Origin of the sequence: Arthrobacter sp. StoSoilB13, from assembly GCF_019977255.1 — a bacterium.
Lineage (GTDB): Bacteria > Actinomycetota > Actinomycetes > Actinomycetales > Micrococcaceae > Arthrobacter.
In genome coordinates, this window is the sequence record NZ_AP024648.1 from 76188 (window position 1) to 96124 (window position 19937).

At 60.0% G+C, this 19937-nt stretch carries 14 protein-coding genes and 2 pseudogenes; 9 read left to right on the forward strand and 7 right to left on the reverse strand.

Annotation, left to right across the window (positions count from 1 at the left end; all coding sequences use genetic code 11):
- Window positions 1–34 precede the first annotated feature (34 nt).
- Entirely contained in the window at window positions 35–2509 is a 2475-nt protein-coding gene (locus tag LDP01_RS12570; RefSeq protein WP_224092633.1) for a GcvT family protein, read from the reverse strand.
- Window positions 2510–2564: 55 nt separating this feature from the next.
- Window positions 2565–3428 carry a formyltetrahydrofolate deformylase gene (gene purU, locus LDP01_RS12575; protein WP_224092635.1) on the reverse strand — a complete coding sequence of 288 codons (864 nt, stop codon included), beginning with the start codon at window positions 3426–3428 and terminating at the stop codon, window positions 2565–2567.
- A gap of 644 nt (window positions 3429–4072) precedes the next feature.
- Between purU and LDP01_RS12580 the strand changes: the two are divergent.
- The 3 genes and pseudogenes from LDP01_RS12580 to LDP01_RS12590 all read left to right on the forward strand — a co-directional run bounded on the left by LDP01_RS12580 (window position 4073) and on the right by LDP01_RS12590 (window position 7655).
- Window positions 4073–5544: pseudogene (locus tag LDP01_RS12580) on the forward strand (amino acid permease).
- Window positions 5545–6306: 762 nt separating this feature from the next.
- Window positions 6307–6603: an FAD-dependent oxidoreductase gene (locus LDP01_RS12585; protein ID WP_224092647.1), complete on the forward strand. Its 297-nt coding sequence runs from the start codon at window positions 6307–6309 to the stop codon at window positions 6601–6603.
- Window positions 6597–7655 carry a flavin monoamine oxidase family protein gene (locus tag LDP01_RS12590; RefSeq protein ID WP_224092656.1) on the forward strand — a complete coding sequence of 353 codons (1059 nt, stop codon included), beginning with the start codon at window positions 6597–6599 and terminating at the stop codon, window positions 7653–7655. Before LDP01_RS12585 ends, LDP01_RS12590 begins: the two co-directional genes overlap by 7 nt.
- A 494-nt stretch (window positions 7656–8149) precedes the next feature.
- Here LDP01_RS12590 and LDP01_RS12595 read toward each other — a convergent pair whose 3' ends face one another.
- The 5 genes and pseudogenes from LDP01_RS12595 to LDP01_RS12615 form a co-directional block, all read right to left on the reverse strand.
- Window positions 8150–8311 (reverse strand): hypothetical protein, encoded by a 162-nt coding sequence (locus LDP01_RS12595; protein WP_224092664.1) that lies wholly within the window; start codon window positions 8309–8311, stop codon window positions 8150–8152.
- A 737-nt stretch (window positions 8312–9048) separates the two neighbouring features.
- The gene (locus LDP01_RS12600; RefSeq protein WP_224092672.1) at window positions 9049–10242 is read right to left on the reverse strand and encodes an endo-1,4-beta-xylanase; all 1194 of its coding nucleotides are present in this window, start codon (window positions 10240–10242) and stop codon (window positions 9049–9051) included.
- Between the two features lie 437 nt (window positions 10243–10679).
- Window positions 10680–10916, reverse strand: a complete 237-nt coding sequence (locus LDP01_RS12605) for a hypothetical protein (protein ID WP_223948826.1) — start codon at window positions 10914–10916, stop codon at window positions 10680–10682.
- Between the two features lie 171 nt (window positions 10917–11087).
- Window positions 11088–12933 (reverse strand): annotated as a pseudogene (locus LDP01_RS12610) (glycoside hydrolase family 3 protein).
- 404 nt (window positions 12934–13337) lie between these two features.
- Window positions 13338–13994 carry a TetR/AcrR family transcriptional regulator gene (locus LDP01_RS12615; protein ID WP_224092673.1) on the reverse strand — a complete coding sequence of 219 codons (657 nt, stop codon included), beginning with the start codon at window positions 13992–13994 and terminating at the stop codon, window positions 13338–13340.
- A 159-nt stretch (window positions 13995–14153) separates the two neighbouring features.
- Between LDP01_RS12615 and LDP01_RS12620 the strand changes: the two genes are divergently transcribed.
- From LDP01_RS12620 to LDP01_RS23740, 6 genes are all read left to right on the forward strand, one after another.
- Window positions 14154–15242 carry an extracellular solute-binding protein gene (locus tag LDP01_RS12620; RefSeq protein ID WP_224092682.1) on the forward strand — a complete coding sequence of 363 codons (1089 nt, stop codon included), beginning with the start codon at window positions 14154–14156 and terminating at the stop codon, window positions 15240–15242.
- Complete coding sequence (locus tag LDP01_RS12625) at window positions 15221–15493, forward strand: hypothetical protein (RefSeq protein ID WP_224092685.1); 273 nt, start codon at window positions 15221–15223, stop codon at window positions 15491–15493. Before LDP01_RS12620 ends, LDP01_RS12625 begins: the two co-directional genes overlap by 22 nt.
- Before the next feature lie 5 nt (window positions 15494–15498).
- Window positions 15499–16434 carry a carbohydrate ABC transporter permease gene (locus LDP01_RS12630; RefSeq protein ID WP_224092693.1) on the forward strand — a complete coding sequence of 312 codons (936 nt, stop codon included), beginning with the start codon at window positions 15499–15501 and terminating at the stop codon, window positions 16432–16434.
- Complete coding sequence (locus tag LDP01_RS12635; RefSeq protein WP_224092695.1) at window positions 16431–17333, forward strand: carbohydrate ABC transporter permease; 903 nt, start codon at window positions 16431–16433, stop codon at window positions 17331–17333. The genes LDP01_RS12630 and LDP01_RS12635 overlap by 4 nt, the downstream gene beginning before the upstream one ends.
- Before the next feature lie 215 nt (window positions 17334–17548).
- Complete coding sequence (locus LDP01_RS12640; RefSeq protein WP_346658934.1) at window positions 17549–19558, forward strand: glycoside hydrolase family 3 protein; 2010 nt, start codon at window positions 17549–17551, stop codon at window positions 19556–19558.
- Complete coding sequence (locus tag LDP01_RS23740; RefSeq protein WP_346658935.1) at window positions 19555–19923, forward strand: fibronectin type III-like domain-contianing protein; 369 nt, start codon at window positions 19555–19557, stop codon at window positions 19921–19923. The genes LDP01_RS12640 and LDP01_RS23740 overlap by 4 nt, the downstream gene beginning before the upstream one ends.
- The last annotated feature ends 14 nt before the right edge of the window (window positions 19924–19937 follow it).

Genomic DNA, 19937 nt, shown 5'->3' on the forward strand with positions numbered 1-19937 from the left:
GCTCCCTGAGGGGAACTGCGGACTGCCTCGGGTGTCAGCCGCGCAGACGTTCACCCTTGGGGTCATAGAACGGACGGCGCGAGACGGTGGCCGGGTACAGTCGGCCCTTGCATTGGACTTCGAATGAACCGGTAAGGTCCGTTTCGGGGTCGATTGCTGCAATGCCTACCGCACGGCCAAGTGTGTGGCCGTAGCTTCCGCTGGTCATCCGGCCGACGGGAATGTTGTTGCAATAGACGGTTTCGTCGTGAACAAAGACCGGTTCGGGATCGTCGATGGCAACATACACGGTGCGATGCTCGGGTGTGGCGGGATCGAGTTTCAGCAACGCCTCTTTGCCAACGAAGCCGCCGGGTTTATCCAGGGCAACGGTGAAGCGAAGACCGGCCGAGTAGGGATCGTCAATGGGGCCGATGTCGTGTCCAAGGTGCCTGAATCCCTTTTCGCTTCGGAGCGAATCGAGGGCGTGGTATCCGGCCAGACGGATGCCCAAGTCCTGGCCGGCGTCCCAGAGGGCATCGAAAATGTTCACTGCAAGATCAGCACTGGGGTACAGCTCGTAGCCGAGTTCACCTACGAAGCTGACCCGCAGGCTGTAGGCGTAGCCGTCGGCAATTTCAACGGTCCGGCCATGGGTGTATCCCTGGGCGTCGTCGGACCAGTCCTCCGGTGAAATCCGGGAAAGCAGTTCCCGGCTTTTCGGTCCCATGACTCCGATCGTGGCCAGGGCGGCTGTGCAGTCGAACACCGAGGCGGCCCGGCCCTTGGCCAGTCGCTTCAGATAGGCAAGGGTCTTTTGCTGTGTAAAGGAGGGAGTGACAACGAGAAAGCGTTCCTCTTCGAGGCGCGTGATGGTGCCGTCGAGCTCGATTCCTGCAGAGTCGTTGAGGAACAGGGTGTAGACCGCCTTGTTCACCTCAACGTCGACGTCGGCGGTAGAGGCTTGCTGGCAAACAGCCAGCGCGTCACGCCCGGCCACCTCGAATTTCGCGAAGGGGCTCAGGTCAAAGAGCACGACTCCTTCGCGGGCGGCTTTGTGTTCCTCCTCGACGCGGGAGAACCAGCCAGGGCGGCCGTAGCTATAGTCGTAGGCCGGATACGTGCCGGGGTCTCCGTACCAGTTGGCGCGTTCCCCACCGTTGACCTCGCCAAAGCATGCTCCGAGTTCGGCCAGCCTGGAGTGCAGGGGAGTGCGGCGTACGTTCCTAGCTGTGTCCATTTGAAGGTTTGGCCAGTGCATGGCATAGAGCCGACCAAGCCCTTCCTTGGTGCGGGCTTTGAGGTACCTACGGCTGTTCTGGTGCCGGGAAAACCGCTGCACGTCTACGCTGGATGAATCGAAACGGGGCGTCCCTGAGATAATCCACTCTGCGAGTTCCTTGCCTACGCCGGGGGCATAAATGATGCCTTGGGAATTGAAACCGGCTGCGACATACAGATTCGATACCTCAGCGGTCTCTCCGAGGGCGAAATTCGCATCAGGGGTGAAACTCTCGGGAGCGTTGAGAAAGCGGTCATATCCAGCTGTCGCCAGGGCGGGCACCGTGGTTTCAGCCTTCGCCCGGATGGGAGCGAAGTGGTTCCAGTTGGCGTCGAATTCGGCAAAGCCTGCTGTGGAGATATCCTCGACCGGGCGGGGTAGCCCGTCGGGTTCAAAAGCACCTACCAGCAGCCGGCCTTGTTCATGGCGCAAATAGTAGCTGCTGTCCAGGTCCCGGAATACCGGCAGCTGCGGCGCTGCTCCATCGATCTGCCCGGTCCTGACGTGCACATGCTCGGCTGCGTACAGCGGCACGTGAACGCCAGCTGTTGCGGCCAAATCCCGGGTCCACAAGCCACAGGCGAGGACCACACGATCACAGTGGACGGCGCCCTGGTCAGTGAGGACGCCAACGATCTTGTTGTTCTCACGCAGGATCTTCTCGACCGTGACACTCTCACGGATCTGGGCGCCCAACTGATGGGCAAGCTTGGCGAAGGCTATGGTGGCGTAGCCCGGGTTGATGTGTCCGTCATCCGGCAGCAGAAGCGCACCAAGGACGCCTGCGTGGCTGGCCAACGGCCACACCTCATGGAAACGGTCTTCTGTGAGCCACTCCGTGCGGACGCCTTGCTGATCAGCTACGTCCTTGGCGTAGAGGAGTTCATCGACGCGGCCGGGCGTGCGGGCGACGCTGAGGGAACCGGACCGTTGGAAGGACACGTCAATCCCGGACATCTGCTCCAACTGGGTGTAAAACTCCAAGCCGTACTTTGAGAGCTTGGTCATTGTGGATGATCCTCGGGCGCCGGTTACGAGGCCTGCCGCGTGCCAGGAGGTGCCGCTGCCGAGAACATTGCCTTCAAGTAAGAGAATGTCGCTCTCGCCCGCAGCAGCCAGGTGATAGGCGATGCTGCTTCCTACAATCCCACCTCCCACGATGACGGTCCGGACCCGGGGCGGAAGCGGATCGCGGGAGGTCTCGGTGAAGGCTTTGGCGCTGATGGAGCGGTCGACGAGGCGGTCCATAGGAATTCTCACTTCTGTTTGATCGGTGCACCGCGAGGGGCGCAAGGGTGATTCGTTAGTTGAAAACGACAGTGCGGTTGCCGTTCAGCAGGACCCGCTGTTCGGCATGCCATTGCACGGCACGTGCCAGGGCTAGCCGTTCAGCATCTTGTCCGGTGACTGCCAGTTGCGCCGGGCTGTAGTCATGTCCAACCCGAAGCACTTCCTGCTCGATGATGGGCCCTTCATCAAGCTCGGCGGTCACGTAATGAGCCGTGGCGCCGACCAGTTTCACGCCGCGGTCGAACGCCTGGTGATAGGGCTTGGCACCCTTGAAGCCGGGAAGAAAAGAGTGATGGATGTTGATGGCCTTGCCGGCAAGTTCGCTGCAGAGGTCATCGCTGAGGACCTGCATATAACGGGCCAGGACGGTCAGATCGACCTGGTGTTCGGCGATCAAGGCAAGAAGCTTTTCTTCTGCTGCCTCTTTGGTCTCGGGTGTCACAGGGATGTGGAAGAAGGGGATACCGTGCGCTTCGGCCACGGGTTGGAGTGTTTGGTGGTTGGATGCGATGAAAGGGAAATCGACTTTGAGTTGCCCGGACCGCCACCGGAACAGCAAGTCGTTCAGGCAATGTTCAGCCTTGGAGACAAGGAGTGCGACCCGGGGCCGGTCGGCTGCGTCGGACATGGTCCAGTTCATGCCGAACTTGTCCGCCGTCGTCTGGAAGGCTGCCTTCAGCTCACCAACGGCGACCTCGGAAGGGTAGGTAGCTTGGACGCGCATGAAGAACCGTTTGATCGACGAGTCATCGAACTGCTGGCTGGCGAGAATGTTGCAACCGTGTTCGACCAGGAAGCCTGAGACGGCGTGGACGATGCCCACGGTGTCTTGGCAGCTGAGGGAAAGAATCACTTCGCGGGTGGTGACGTGCTCCACAGTACTCCTAGAGGATTTCGGTGCGCGGCCTGGGCGGCCAGGAAGCGCCCTCGGGTAATTGACAAGAGAGCATCGGATAGACAAGCCATATCCGGTAGCTGAACAGACTCGAACTTACGCGAGCAAGACCACTGCAGCCATGCTGAAAATGCCACAAAAGATAATCCTTTTCATATCAATGCCGGATCCGTCGATTTTGTGGTGGGGGTGAGCCCGTGGCAAAGAAATGTTGGAGCCATCCAGCCTCGACACCCGAGCCCATCACTCTGGGATCGTTCCCATGTCCCAGCGCCGAAGTCCCAAACCCGTGGCCTGAACCAGGCCTGCCGCAACGCACGGCTAGCTTTAGACATCCGTATGAAAAAAATCAAAGATATGTAACTTGCCACTATTGGTCTGCTGTAGGTCAGGTGGTTTTCTTGATGTAAGAAATGAGACCCAGCGCACATTCGATCAGCCGGTACACCACTAACGGCGCCGGTGCCGACCTAGAGAACACGAGCATCAGCTGATCCTGAGGAGCGTACGGGTAGGCAGCGCACACAACATGTCGAGACGCAGCCCGGCCAGCCATGCCGGCATCGACTGCATTCCCTCCGCAGCAAGGCCCGGCTTACCCCGGCCATAATTTTTGGAGCATAGAAATGACAACTGTGAATGAACAGAAAGAAATCCCTGAATCGCCGCCTGAGGGAGTGGCGACGAAACGGCTTACCGGCAATCTGACAACATCGGGGATTGTCTTCACCGTCCTGGCCTTCAATGCGCCTCTTACTGTCTTCGTGGGCCTGATACCCTTCATCATCGGCTCCGGGAATCAACTCGGAACCCCCGTCACATACTTGGCGGCGTGCGCGTTAGTGCTTTGCTTCGCTGTCGGATTCACGAGCATGGGCAGGCGCCTGTCCAATCCAGGTGCGTTCTACGCATATATCACTGCAGGACTCGGCAAACCGCTCGGACTCGGCGCATCGTTCCTGGCCCTTCTGGCTTACTTCTTTTTCCTCGCAGGCGCGTTCGCATTTGGTGGCGTATCCCTGGAGTCGTTGGTCACAGACGTGTTCTCAGGACCTGACATCCAATGGTGGGTGTACACCTTCGTCTTGATCGCCATCGTCGGAGTGCTCGGTTACGTTGAAATCTCCCTCTCGGCCAAAATATTGACCGTCTTCATGATCTTCGAAGTTGTCATCATCGTTGCCTTCGACGTGGCTTCGTTCGTCAATGGCGGGGCCCCGAGGGTGTGAGCGCTGCGCCTTTCCTGCCGTCGAACATTTTCTCCGGAAACGTGGGCCTGGCTGCTCTGCTGGGCGTCATGTGTTACGCCGGTTTTGAGGCTACGGCAGTCTTCCGCGAAGAGGCGCGCAATCCAGAACGTACGATCCCGCGGGCAACTTACATCTCCATCTTGTCCATGGGATCCATGTATGCGATCAGTGCCTGGGCCCTTATCACCGGAGTGGGGGCAAGCAGCGTCGTTGCCGCATCTGCAGAAGACCCGAGCGGAACCGCCACCGGGGCCGTCGCACTTTACCTTGGCAAGATCGCCTTCGATGTCGTCCTGGCCCTGGTGTGCACCAGCATTTTCGCGGCCATGATTGCCACGCACAATATCAGTGCCAGGTACATGTACTCCCTGAGCATGGACCACGTGTTCCATGCATCTCTACGGAGGATCCACGTGAAGCATGGTTCCCCCCATGTGGCCTCACTTGCCACGAGTCTTGTCGCTCTGGTCTTCATCGCGGTACTGGCAATTGCCGGAGTAGATGGAACGTCCTTGTTCGGCATTCTCGAAGGGATCGCTGCTTATCCGCTGATCCTCCTGATGCTTCTCACCAGCGTTGCTGTCATCGTCTACTTCCGCCGGAATCCGCAGTATCAGGTGGGGGTATGGAGGAGCTTGCTGGCCCCAGGTCTGGCCGCTATCGGGTTTGCCGTGGTGGCCGTGATCGGTACGCAGAACATAGCCCTTTTGATCGGGGGCAATGAGGTCCTGGCCGGCATACTTCTGACGTTGTTCTATGGTTCGCTCATAGCAGGTATCGCTCTCGCTCTGATCTATCGCAGAAAGAACCCCGGGGTCTACGCCCGAATCGGCCGGCAGGGAGCCTAACCCGGCCAGCTGCCCCTCGAGGCCTCTCAAATCGACGAACACCTCCCGCTGAAGGGCCAGTGTCGACGCGCAAGCGTTTGCCTGGCCCTCAGTCATGCGCAGGTACAAGAAATCAGCCAACCAGACGTGCCCCAAAAGGCTCCTGTCACGGATGCAGCCCTCATAGAAGAGCATGTCGATACTCGTCCCGCGTTTCCACGTCGACAAGGGCCAAAGTTGTCACATCGTATGACCGCGCCTCACTGAGTACGGTGGATCAGAAAGCCACCGTGGACCCAACTGCGAATAACTTGTTACACATGCCGGATATGGCACTGAAATTCTTGCAAACGTACTATTCGGAGGGTCCTCGCTTAGGCGTAAGGTGAATCACATTAAGAGCTACTGAAGGAGATCACTGATGGATGGGTGTGGGCCACGCTGGTTCCTTGGCCCTGCCCCGCGAGAGATCGAAGTCGGCGTGCGGAAACACGTGAAGTTCGGTCATAGATAGTTCAGTCTATGTGTACCTGTTTCGCGAAGATGCAGCGAACTACTAGCCAGCACGCCGCTGCAGCAAGGCTGTCGCAGATCGGCCAAACGGCAGACGGACTTAACTATGAGTGTTTGCCAACTATGAACCCAAGAGTTGAGGCCATCTGTGGTCTCAAAACCATCAGCCGGGACCCCGCCAGCCTGCCACGTCCGATTAACAATCGCCGTGAACAGTCTGTTGACGGGCTGGCTCGTCGCTGAAGTAACAACAAAGAGGAGATGACCAAAATGGAGTCATTTGATGTCGTTGTCGTTGGATGTGGATTCGCTGGTGCAATCGCAGCCCGCGAATCAAGGGCTGACGGGAAGTCCGTGCTTGTGCTCGAAGGCCGCGAACGCCTCGGCGGACGCACCTGGTACAGGAAGTTCCAGGGAACAGACCAGGGAGTTGAAATCGGCGGCACCTGGATTGCCCCCGACCAGCAGAAGTTCGTACAGGCGGAGCTGGAACGCTATAAGGTCCAGACGTTCCAAAGCCCCGTGGCATCAAACTTTGGCTGGGGGCCCTCAACGGTGAGATGCTGAACACGGCCTTCCCCATCCCAGCCGACGAATGGGCCGCGCTCGAGCACGCCATCGTGCAGATCGACAAGGACGCAGACCGCATCCGCTTTTATGAAGCACCCCTTGGGCAACCAGGTTTGGAAGACCTGGACATACCGTTCTCGGCTTACGTTGATGCCCTCAACGTCCCGGCCAAGACACGCGACTTCCTTCTGGCCTGGCCCACCTTCTACTTCGGCGCCTACCCTCAAGAGCTCTCCGCCCTTCACGTCATCTCCTGGGTGAGCGGCTTCGGAAGCTCCGTGGGCTGGTACACCCTGCTGACTGACAAATTCGTCGGGGGAACGAAGAGTCTTATCGAACACATCCTCGCCGAAGCTGAAACCGAGGTGCGCTACGACACGGCTGTGGCATCGATCGCGGATGAGGGTGCGCAAGTACGAGTCGTTACCCGGGACGGCCAGACGATCCTCGCCAGGTCCATCATCGTAACCGCCCCCGTCAACACCTGGGAACGAATCAACTTCGTCCCCGAACTCCCCCACGCGCACCGTGCCATGGCCACCGAAAAGCAAGCAGGACAGTCCGTGAAAGTCTGGGCACTTGTGCCCAAGTTGGAAAACGACTTCTACGGCATCGGCATCGACACCACATTCAAATGGATTGCATCGGAATACACAACCGAAGACGGGACCTACCTTTGCTGCTTCGCCAGCGCCGAAGCTGACATTGATGCAACGGACCTGGACGCCGTTACCAATGCCGTACGCCAATTCCTCCCCGAAGCAACCGTCCTCGCGGTGGACTCGCACGACTGGAACAAAGACGAATTCTCTTTGGGAACGTGGATGGCGTACCGGCCAGGCCAAGTCATGAAGTACTCCAACCATCTTCAAGTACCCCACGGGCGCGTTCACTTCGCCAATTCAGACTTGGCCTCCGGCTGGGCCGGGTGGATTGACGGTGCAATAGAATCCGCATTCACGGCAGCAAATGCGTCGAACCTCATGCTGGCCTCCGAGCGCATGCACATTCCCAATCCTCCGAAGCAGGCGAAAGTATCAACCCTGTAGGGCAGACCAGTGACGGGAATGCCAGCACTAGCCCTCTTCCGCTGCGGCTCCCATTGGAAAGAGTACCCGGATCGTATCTCGACAGGTCCGGGCGATCTTCCCCGGCTGGCATCCTGCACTGCGAAGTCGTTAGCTCCCCAGCAAAGCCATGCGCAGGCTGAACTGAACCACTTACGGTTCCGTGGGGCGAGTGTTTCAAGCCAACATTCGCCCCACCAACCATCGCCAAGGCGCTCCACGCCGTAGCGACAATTAGCACTACTGACGGTCACCGAATGCAGGGATGACTTAGAGAGAACTCATCCCATTTTACGAACATTCTGCGATTCTTAGCCATTAGGCCGCACGAAGCTCCCGAGGAAGTCGATGTGGTCGACGTCGAGACCAGCCGGTCCAGCGCGGTCGAACGAGCGCGGCAACGATGGTGGTCCGGAAGGCTGAACAACCCGACCATTGGGCGGCAGGATCGTCCCGGACGCCGTCATCGACCACTGCTATCTGAGAGGGGCGGAGTCCGACTGCGCCGCCAACGCGCTGAAACTCGCCCAACTGGCCGCTGAGGCCGTCGGGCGCGGGACCTGCGACGGTTCGACGTCGATCAGGCCACCGGCGAAGTGCACTCCAGTACCGTCACCAACCTCGAATAGAACAGTCACGGTGCCGACGCTTGCGTCAGAATCGAACTGAATTCGGTTTCCCGGACGGCCGCTCATCATCTTCTTCCATCTCATCCCGACAGTCGAATGGTAAGAAAATGAGATGGAGCAGGGCCCGCGAACAGGGAAGTAGCCCAAAGAACACGGACTTGATGAGTCCACTTCGAGCCGTTCGGTAGGCATGCACACATCCTGACTGGTCGGACCCCTGATAAATATGAGAGTCTCGCCGCTAGCCAAGTCCGCCCCACGTCAGACCACCTTGACGTCAGTTTGGGGTGTAAATAACCAAGGCGGGGGCTTCTGGCCAAGACGCTTCCTCTGATACTTATGCTTTGGCCGCGGCACGGGACTGTGTGCATAGCGCGGGGCTGAAGCTCGGAGAGTCCGGAGAACCGTCGTCGCACCTCTCCAACCTGCGCGTTACCAGGGTGAGCCCGGCGTGAGTCCTACCCGGGCCGGAGAGCGTCATTGGGTGGCGGCGGACGGATTCCAATTTCCTGGCGACGGCGTGGGTTCCCAGCGTCGACTAGACCCTAGCTCCCATTTCGCTGCCGGCCGACTCGACTGAAGGCTTACTACTACGAGGGGATGAGATTTCCCGGGCGCCATCACCCCTTGGATGCTCTACCGCTGTGCAGGAAGGACACTCGTTGTGGTGCGTTAGTGCGACCACGCACCACAACGGGTGTCACCGGGCGGCCGGTGCACAATCAGCTGCCGCGTCCATTTTGGGACTACAGTTGCAAGTCGCTGGTGTTGGAGGGTTTGCTGACAGGCTGCTTGGGTAGTTTGCCGAGCGGGTACTTGAGTGGTTCCGTCTTCTCCACGTAGTTCCGCAGGGCATCACGAACGGCGAAGTACGCCGGCTTGGGGTTGTAGTTCTCGTCGAACAGGCACGGTTTCGCTCCCGGGAGCCATGTGTAGAGGTGCTTGTCCGTGAAGCCCCAGACGCTGATTTCCTTGATGCCGGCGTTGAGCGCCTCAGTGACGATGTTGCCGTAGATCTTTGCTTGGGAGACGGGGTCGTATGTGTGCACGTCCAGTTCCGCGATGGAGACTTCGAGTCGCAGGCCGTGGAAGAAGTTGGTCATCTCGGTGATGGCTCCGGGCGGAGGCCCCTGGAGTGTTTCGTGCATCTGCAAGGCCACGCCGTTGATCGGCACCCCGTCGGCAACGAGACCGGAAACGAGGTCGTACAGTTCCTGCCGCTTCCCTGGGAGTGATTCCACAAGGTTTTCGTTCAGGAACAGCTTGGCCTTCGGGTCCGCATCATGGGCGATCCGGAACGCGTCTGCGATGTAGCCTGGGCCGAGGGCGTTGTAGAAGTCGTTGTGCTGAAGGCCCCCACCCATCGTCTCCAGCGCCTCGGTTACGACGTCCCAGCGGTCCATCTTGTTCTTGTAGCGCTTCATGATCGTATTGAAGTGATTGACCATGGCGGCGCGGAACGCGACAGGGTCATTGACCTTAGATACAAGGTAATCGGGGTTGCAGCAACCCGAGATCAGGCCGTGGCCCTTGACCTGCATGTCGTTCGCTTTACCGAAGGCTGCCAGTCGGTCCAGGCCCTCGAAGTCGAAGATGCCCTCTTGCGGCTCAACGAATTGCCACTTCAGGTCGTTCTCGGGGGACAGGCTGTTGAACTGCTCGGCCAGCACCTCCGCGAACTGAGGTTCTGCCAGGTAGTTCGAGGGCCGGCCATCGGCCGTTGATGTCATGCCCTTGATTGAACCGGATCCGATGATGAGGCCAGCCTTCGCGCCCTCCTCCCGGAGCGAGCCGATGCCACCCTCGGCCCCCACTGCGGGAAGCGCGTCTGAGGTTGGGCTTGGCGTCGTCGTGGCGGTTGCAGCCTGGCTGGCGAATGCCGACATCGTCAGGCCAAGACTGACCGTGGCGAGCATGGCTAGAGTTTTTCGCGTCTTCATTGGGGCGAATTCCTTCGAGTAAGTGACTGCCAACAGCGCGTTCGGCCGCAAGGTGACTGCTCGAAATACGAGCCAGCTTCCGGTGCGCTGGGATGGTTTCTGACCCCGGGTGGGGGCAGCCGTGCCATTCCGCCGCGGCCGGGTAAGGCGGCGGCAGCGAGTTCTGCTTCGGTGGTGAAAAGGTAACCCGAAATTGTGACGGGTGCAACAATTTCTTTTGTTTGCTTGCCTGCGCACGTTGATTTGAAGCGCTGAAGACATGCGTGGGGTTCTTGCGCAGGGCGCGGGGGTCAGAGGCCCCGATCCGGAGGAAGAGGCCCCTGATCTGCCTCCCGAGGTTCAGCGCGGAACCTGTGAACCCGCCATTGTCTGTGTCGTCGGGGTCGGCGCAGTCGTGTTCCGGACGTGCTTTCCGGGTATGCCGATTGCCTTGGGGTCTATCTACTGGCGTCGTCGTGTCGCTGGCGGATCAACCCGAAGGGGACAGCGGGATGAGCACGCACGATATATCTGCCCGTCTCGATCCGTGTCACGAGGATCCCTATCCGGTGCTTGCGTGCGGCCTTCTGCACGACGGATATCGCCTCTTCCAGAGCGTTATCCACCTCAGAGGCGTCCTTGACCTGTACCTCCAGCATGCCGGGCTGTTCCAGCTCTCCGGTCGTGATTTCCATGTGTTCCTTTCACCGCACCGAGTGCGGCGGTGCGAGGCGAAGCGAGGGGCGCTACGGCGGACGCATGCCAAGCTCGATGCAGCATCCAGCAGTTGCAGGGGAGCCGGGGTCAAGAGCCCTTGGACTGGTGGGGCGTCGGGATGAACGGGTGGGTGGCCCCGAGGGAGCCGTTTACAGAAGTGCTTTGTGTCCGGCCGGGTAAAGACATTTATCGGCTGCGAGGCCAGTGTCCGGAGCGACGGTCCGGACGTCATTCATTGCCATTGGCAGTGCGATTGGCAGCCGTCCGACTGGTGTGATTTCGCCACTGAGGACCCGCGATAGTGCAGAATCGGATACTCCAAAACTGGCCGTGAGCGCGGATGTGATCGTTGAGATCGGGGTAAGGATGGCGCCACGGTCAAGGGCGACATCCACGATCAGGGGTATGCGGGAGGATATCGCGTTCAGTCGGTAGATGAGGCCGGGCCGGAATTCAAGCCCTCCCTGGTGAAAGAATGATTCGAGGAAAAGGTCGTCTCTGGCGTCGAATGGTGCGGCGATTCTGATAATTGCTAGATCTGCTTCCTCCGGCGTGGGGACGATGGTTCCGAGCGTGCCGGCTATGGCGGGATCGATTCCCTCTATGTAGAGACGTTGGCCCGGCGCAACGGGAAGGGTCGGTTCAGTTCCGTGGAGCTTGTTCTCGAGGACACAAACGGAGCGTGATTGCGCCAGCTCGCCCGCGGCACGGTGTTGCGGGCTGCCAACGACGCGGGCCGCTGTATCTTCGTCGACGAAGGGGTTGTCGAAAAGCCCAAGCCGGAACTTCACCAGCAGCAGTCGTCGAGCCGAAGCGTCGATCCGGGATTCCGCGACGAGACCTTCATCGACCAGGCTGCGGAGGATTTCGACGCATTCTTCGCCGCCGAACTGGTCCGCTCCTGCTTCAAGGATTTTCAACATGCGGCCCCGGGCGTCGAGGTGTTCTACTCCCCAGGGCCCGGGCGGGTAGGACCTGGTCGCCAATAACGTTGTCGTTGACGAGTTCCCAGTCCGTCACAATGACACCTTCAAAGCCGAGGTCCTCGCGCAGGAGTTCCTGAAGTATCTGGCGGTTGTAGCCGAAACCTACTTCTTCCACCGGTTGTCCGTTTATTTCAAGACCCACCGGCATCCCGTAGTACGGCATGATGGCCGCGGTGTCATGCTCGATGGCAGTCCTAAAAGGTGCCAGATGGTCTTCGAATCGGCCGCCCGGGTACACCTGTTCGCGACCGTAGGGGAAGTGGGCGTCCTCGCCGTCCTTTTGCGGTCCCCCGCCCGGGAAGTGTTTAGTCGTGCAGGACACGCTGCCGGGACCGAGCGTGGCGCCTTGGAAGCCGGCCAGGTAGGCGGCCGTATGGGCTATGACCCGATCGAGGCGGGAACCGAAAGTTTGCAGTTGCCGCCCCCATCGGGGCTCGGTGGCTAAGTCGATTTGCGGGTGAAGCGCAGCACGGATTCCGACCGCAGTGTATTCGGCACGGGCGATCTCGGCGAAATGGCGGGTGGTTTCAGGTTCATCGATCGCGGCCAGGCCCAGCCCTTCCGGCCATTGCGAAAACGGGCCTGCGGAAAATCCGACGCCGACGTTTTCGGCGAATGCGTGGCGAGGGTCCGTGGAGATTGTGACGGGAATTCCGTGAGGCGTTTGAGCTGCGAGTTTTTGCAGGGCGTTGTTCCACCGGGCGGCTTCGCGTGCGTCGTCGAGTCCGTGGACATTGAAGTGGGTCATGTTCTTCGCCAGAACCACTACCGAGGTTGGTGATTTGCTGATGTGCCCGGCTGTCTCCAGCAAGGAGCCGCCTGGTCCTGATTCGATGACGGTCTGAAACATGAGGCCGATTTTTTCGTCTAACGAGAGCCGGTTGAGAAGGTCTTCGGTGCGCTCTTCGGGTGTTCTCCGCGGGTCCTCAAAGGGGTCCATGATCCCGTTCCCGTTCAGGTCGCGGTACTGGATTCCGTCAGGTGTTGTTGCCAGATTTAGGTGGGTCATGTGGATCCTCTCCTGGATGGGCGGTTTTATTTTTCGTTTCGGCGAAGACGCGCCGAACCCCGAGATCGGAGCGAGTTATTGTGCTTTTAGTGAGAAGGCGAGGGCACGTCCGGCAGTGTCTTTGCCGTAGCGATCGTGGAAATGGACTTCACTACCCGTCCCGCAGCGAACTCACCACTACCCCTGCGAGCCGTGCGGGCGATCCACACGCACGCTGCCCGGTTCCGGCCCGCTCATGGAAGGATCTCCTCGTTGAGGGGTCACGATGTCGTCGCGACAGCACAAGCGACAGCGCCCACCTTACGACGAAATTTGAACGACTGCTACATTTTTCGGAGTTATGGTTCCGCTAAGGCCGCACTAACCACGCGGCACTGGAGCGGGGGAAAGAAGGATCGGGCAGATTACCGGGCGGCAGATCGGTTCGGAACGCCAGGGAGATCCTTCACCGATTCCGGAAGGGCCCATTCAAAGAATGCCCTCATAGACCTGGTCATATCGGCGGTCGGGTCGATCAGCCATTGCAGCTGTATGCCGTCCCAGGTACCTATGAGCAGGCGGCTAAGGGTGTGGGGGTCTCGGGTTGGGCTGATTCGGCCTGCGGCCTGGTCGTAGGTGAAGGCGGCCGAAAGTTCTTCCGTTTTGCGCCGGTAGCGGGCGACGAACCAGTCATGCGCGGGATGCGTGGGGGTGGAGGATTCCGCTGCCAGGATGGCGAAGAGGCGCAGCAGTTCGGGCCGCTCGATGCTTGACTCCACCCGCTCCAGTGTGGCGGACGCGACCCCGCGTTCGGCGCAAGCGGCGTCGAAGTCGAACTCTTCGTTGCCGGGAGTGGTCCTGTCGGCCCGCTCGAGCACGGCCTCGAGAAGCTCGTACTTGGACCCGAAGTGGTGGACGATGCTGGTCAGGCTGAGGTCGAGGGAGCGCGCGATGTCCCGCAATGAGCCGCCGTGGTAGCCGTGTGTTGCGAACACAGTGGCGGCGGCATCGAGGATGTCACTCGATCGCTGCGCCGATTTTGCGTACGGACCCCGGGCGCCGGGGCTCTTCTGTTCACTCATGCTAGTGACCTTACTAACTATAGCCCGGCGCCTTGGGCAACACCGGCCCTTTGAAACTGCTTGAATAAAATTGTAGCAACTGTTTCGTTTTCGTGTAATGATGATCACGATCACCACGGCGACCCAGTTCCGGGCGCCCCATGTCACAAGGAGGTAGACATGCCTACACCAGCAGCAACACTCAAGCGGCGTACCTTTGTCGCGGGCTCGTTCATTGCAGCAACAGCCCTACTTGCCGGGTGCACCGCCGGCGGCGGTGGCGCCAGCAGCCCGTCGGGGGAGACCACTTTGACCGTCATGGTCGGAGCCAAGGATCTCAGCGCGGAACAGGTTGCCGAGTTCGAGAAGAACAACCCTGGCATCAAGATCAACCAGGTTCTGTTCGATGCGACCCGGCTGAACACCATGCTTGCTTCGGGCAACCCGCCCGACATTACTGTTGGCGCCGCCGTCGGCAGCGCCAACTTCAACGCGCGGGGATTGGCTACGGACCTCACCCCATACCTGAAGAAGAGTGATGTGCTGAAGGAAGACGACCTTCAGCCCGTCAACAACAGCTTCCGCTGGAACGGCACCAAGAGCGGCGAAGGTCCCCTATACGGCGTCGTCAAAGACTGGAGCCAGGACTCGACACTCTGGTACAACACCGCCCTTTTCGACAAAGCCGGCGTCCCCTACCTGAGTGACACCGAGGCAACCAGCTACGACAACCTCCTGGAAATCGCCAAAAAGCTCACTGTCACCGAGGGCACAACAACGAGGACCTTCGGACTGGGCGTCGAATGGGACTGGTCCCTCTCCCAGCCCATGTCGGCGATGGTAATGCAGCAAGGTGGGCAGCTGTACAACGAAGACCTGACCAAGATCGACTTCACCTCGGCCGCCGCCAAGCGCGCCTTCCAGTGGTACGTCGATTTCGGGAAATCAGGGGTGGGCCCGACGTCCCTGAACCCGCTTCCGGACGGCTCTGACTACTCGACCTTCGCCGCACAGCGCATGGCGATCAGTCAGGATGGCTATTGGTATGGCGGCAACTTCGCCGCCCCCGATGCGCTGAAGACTGTCCGAATGGCTCCTTCACCTGTAATGGGAGACACCCGTGTCGCGCCGACGTTCTCCGGGCAGGGTTGGTGGATCCCGGAGAAGGCGAAGAACAAGGATGCAGCTTTCAAGCTCATGGAGTATTACATGGCCGGCACGCCGGCCAAGGAGCGTGCCGCGAGTGGTTGGGGGCCCTTCCGGGGCTGAAGTCGCTGAGCGATAAGTTGCCGCAGGATCTTCCATTCCAGAAGCAGGCGTACCAGGTCGCGCAGAATGAACTGCAGTATGCGAAGCCCTTGCCCGACTCGCCTTACATCTCGACAGATCTCTTGAACGCCACGATCAAGACGTACCTTGAGAAATCAATCAAGGGTGAACTGAGCGTAGACCAGGCATGCTCGGCGCTCACTGATGACTTGAACAAAGCCCTCGCGCAGGGCAAGAAGCAGATCGGCTAACAGTTATGGCACGCAAGTGGTCCCGCTACCCCAAGAAAGCGTTCTACGCATTCGTCGGGCCTTGGGTAATAGGTTTCGTGCTGCTGACGGCGTTGCCCATGGTGTTCGGGCTGCTTGTGAGCCTTACCAACTTCGACGGCAGCTCTCCGCGCTTCAAGTGGGTTGGCCTGGATAACTACGTTGAACTGTTCAGTGACGGCGAGGCGTGGATGGCGCTGCTGAGGACGCTGCTGTTCACTGCCATCGTTGTCCCGCTGACCATCGGCGGATCTCTTGGCCTGGCGATGATCATCAACCGGCGGCTGAGGGCATTGGGACTGTGGAGGACTCTGTTCTTTCTGCCCTCAGTCGTCCCGGTTGTCGCCATGGCAATCATGTGGAAGCTTGTCTTCAACAGGGATTCAGGAATCCTCAACGCCATCCTGGGGGTCGTCGGCATCCAGCCGATCGCGTGGCTTCTGGACCCTACCGCCTTCTACGCTCTGGTGATCCTGATGCTCTGGGGTCTGGGCGCAGGCATGATCATCATGCTCGCCGCTCTTCAGGGCGTTCCGGCCGAGCTCGAGGAAGCGGCCACCATCGACGGCGCGGGACGATGGTCTGTCTTCCGGCACGTGACAGTACCGATGATTTCGCCCATCCTCTTCTTCCAGGTGATCACGGGCGTGATCGCGGCGTTGCAGGTCTTCATCCAGCCCCTGCTCCTGACCAGCTCGGCCGGTATCTCGAAGGTCAGTGGGGTGCCGGACAGCAACAACCTGTACATGGTGCAGGTCTACAAGGAGTTCTTCCTCAGCAACCGTTTCGGCTACGGATCGGCAATGCTGTGGGTGTTCTTCCTCATCATCCTCGGTCTGACGTTGCTCTTCCTGCGCTCGAGCCAGTCATGGGTGTACTACGAAGTCGACACGGAAGCCGAGAAAGAAGGAGCAACCCGATGACCACGACTGAGCGTGAAACACCCGCCGGGCTGGCACCCGAGGCCAAACATATCCGGAAAGCCGAAAAGGTCCGGAAGGACAAGCGGCCCCCGGCGATCCTCTACATATTGATCCTGCTCCTGTCGGTGTTCTTTATCGGCCCATTCCTGTGGCTGATACTTGCGGCGCTGAAGACACCCGCTGAATGGGCCTCGTTTCCGATCCAGGTCCTGCCTGATAAGGCGCAATGGAACAACTTCGTCGAGGCCGTTACCCAAATGGACTTTGTGGCCTACACGGCCAACTCTTTATTCCTCGCGACAACGTATTCGGTGCTGATAACCATATCGAGCGCTACGGTCGGCTTCGGTTTCGCCCGGCTAAGGGCCCCCGGAAAAAAGGCCCTGTTCCTGGTTCTGCTCTCAACCATGATGATCCCGCAGATTCTGACGCTGCTGCCAACGTACGTTCTCTTCTCGCAAATCGGGCTGGTGAACACCTACTGGCCCTGGATTTTGTGGGGGCTGGCCGCATCACCGTATATGGTGTTCCTCTTCCGCCAGTTCTTCTCGTCGCTCCCGCGCGAACTCGAAGACGCGGCAATTATGGATGGTGCCGGCTGGCTGAGAATCTTCGTCCAGATCTTCCTTCCCCTCTCCCGCCCGGTGCTGATTACCTCGTTCCTTTTGTCGTTCACGTGGACCTGGGGCGATTACATTGGACCCGCACTGTTGTTGGACACGGACCACACGACCCTCGCGGTGGCCATTACCGCGTGGTACCAGGACCCTAACGGGAACACCATTCCCACCGTGCAGGCCGCTGCTGCCGTGCTGTACATCCTGCCCGTGCTGTCGATCTTCTTCTTCGCCCAGCGCTACTTCATCCGCTCCACCGTCTCCTCCGGAGTCAAGGGCTGAAGTCCGGGCCAAGTAGATACGTCGGCGGCCGGTAGCGACTCCTCCCCGACGTTGGCAACCGGCCCGGCCGCCACACCACACCACACCACACCAGTAGATGCCTCGGGCTGATCAACGTCCAAGCGAGAGGCCACCTCGGTGAGCCACACAGCAAGAAACTTTAGGAGCAATACGTGGAGGAAGCGCGCTTTCGGGCCGTTGATCTGATCAAACGAATGACAATCTCGGAGAAGGTTGCACAACTCACCTCTCTGGTGCCGACGATGCTGTTCGACGCAGATGGCATTCGCCCCGGAATCGCCGCCACCAAGCTCGGTGATGGGATCGGGTACGTGGAACCCCATATGGGGGGATTCCCGCGGACTGCTGCCGAGGTCGCGCGGCTCAATAATGAGGTTCAGCGATACCTGGTAGAGAATACCCGTCTGGGGATTCCCGCCATCATGCACGTCGAGGCACTGAATGGTGTCAACGCACCGTCATTTACCTCGTTCCCCACAGGGATCGGCCTTGCGGCGACGTGGGATCCAGAAGGGGTCGGTGAGATGGCCGCCCTGACACGCCGGCAGATGCGCTCGGTTGGTTTCCACCACGCGCTTTCGCCGGTCCTTGACGTTGCAAGAGATGCAAGGTGGGGGCGAGTACACGAGACGTATGGCGAGGATCCCTACCTCGTGAGCGCTTTTGGAGTCTCGTTCATCCGCAACCTGCGTGGAGCGTCGCTGAAGGATGGGGTGATTGCCACTGGCAAGCATTTCCTTGGTTACGCGATGAGTGACGCAGGGCTAAACATGGCGTCCGTGACCCTAGGCGAGCGAGAGCTCCGGGAGGTTTATGCGCGTCCGTTCGCTGCCGCCATCACACTGGCCGGCCTGGATTCGGTCATGAATTCCCTCTCCGATTGGGATGGCGTGCCCGCTGCCGCTGACTCGCGGATATTCCGCCACCTGTTGCGGGACGAACTGGGCTTCGACGGGACAGTGGTCTCCGACTGGGGATCAATCGAGAACCTGGTCGTCCACCACCGGGCCGCCAGCAATGCGCGCGAAGCAGCGGTGCTGGGACTTCGCGCTGGCATTGACGTAGAGTTACCGGCTCCCTTCGGGTACGGGGAAGCCCTTATCTCCGCCATCCAGGACGGGGAGATCAGTGAGGCACTTGTAGATGAGGCGGTCTTGCGGGTCCTCACTCACAAGTTCGAGCTCGGCTTGTTCGAGAATCCGTATGTGTCCACCGATCAGGTCACGGTGATGTCAATTGCCAAGGAGGGCCGCGAGCTCTCGTCGCGGCTGGCGCACGAGTCGGTCACGCTGTTAAAGAACGACGGTGTCCTGCCCCTCGGCAATGCACAACGCATAGCCATCATTGGTCCTCACGCCGATGCGGTGGGTACCGCATTTGCACCATATACGTTTCCCGCATTCATCGCCCTGACCCGCGCTCTGCGCAGTGGAGTGGCCAGCTCCATGGTCGGAGTGGATGAAGGTACGTTCCAGCCCGATAACTCCTACGTTGAAGGCGAGATCGGCGATCTCCTGTCAATGGGCGAGGACGAATACGCACGAGTCCAGTACGACGCCGCGTCGCTCAGCGAGGCCCTGCGGACCGCACTGCCGAATGCGACGGTAGTGGTTTCCGAAGGTTGCGACGTTGACGGCGGCATCGACAAAATCCCGGCCGCGGTTGACGCGGCGCGCGGCGCAGATGTCATTATCCTGGCGCTCGGCGGACTGGCCCGCTGGTTCTTCGCCGAGCGCACCGAAGGCGAAGGCGCAGACACCTCCGATCTGCGACTTCCTGAATCACAGCGCAAACTCGTCGATGCGCTCCATACCCTGGACACACCGATGGTGGGCGTACTCTTCTCAGGCAGGCCCCTCGCGCTGGGCGTCATCGAACCAAAACTGAACGCGCTCGTACTCGGATACTATGGCTCCGAATTCGGCCCCCGCGCCGTCACGGACGTTCTCACTGGCGCCAGCGAGCCGCAAGGACGACTCCCGTACACCATGCCCCGATCAAGCGGTCAGGTACCAATCCACTCCAGCCAACGATTCGGCAGCGGCTACCGCCGCCGCGAAGGCGACGACCATGGCGGATATGTCGATGAGGGGCCGCCACACCACTGTTTCCGTTCGGGCACGGTCTCACCTACACCCGCTTCACGTACTCAGCACTGGCCCTCAGCACGCCATCAGTCGCCACGGACGGAGAGGTCGAAGTGACGGTCACGGTGATCAACAGCGGCAGCCGCACCGGCACCGAAGTGGTCCAGCTGTACGTCGAGGACGAAGCACTCGGAATCTCACGACCTGCGCTTCAACTTGCCGGCTTCCAGCGCATCACGCTGGAGCCTAGCCAGGAAGCAACACTGGTCTTCACCCTGCAGCTGGCGCTCCTGGCCTACCTCTCGCTTGAAGGCAGGTGGATCGTTGAGCCAGGCCCAATGTCCATTTCAGTCGGCGCGTCTTCGGACGACCGCCCACTGCGCACTCTGCTGGACGTTACCGGCGGAACTGCGGACGTGACGGACAGCAGGGCATACCTGACTGAATCAAAGTCTCTGACCCTCACCGCGGATTTGCCATGAACCAGCCGCTGCCG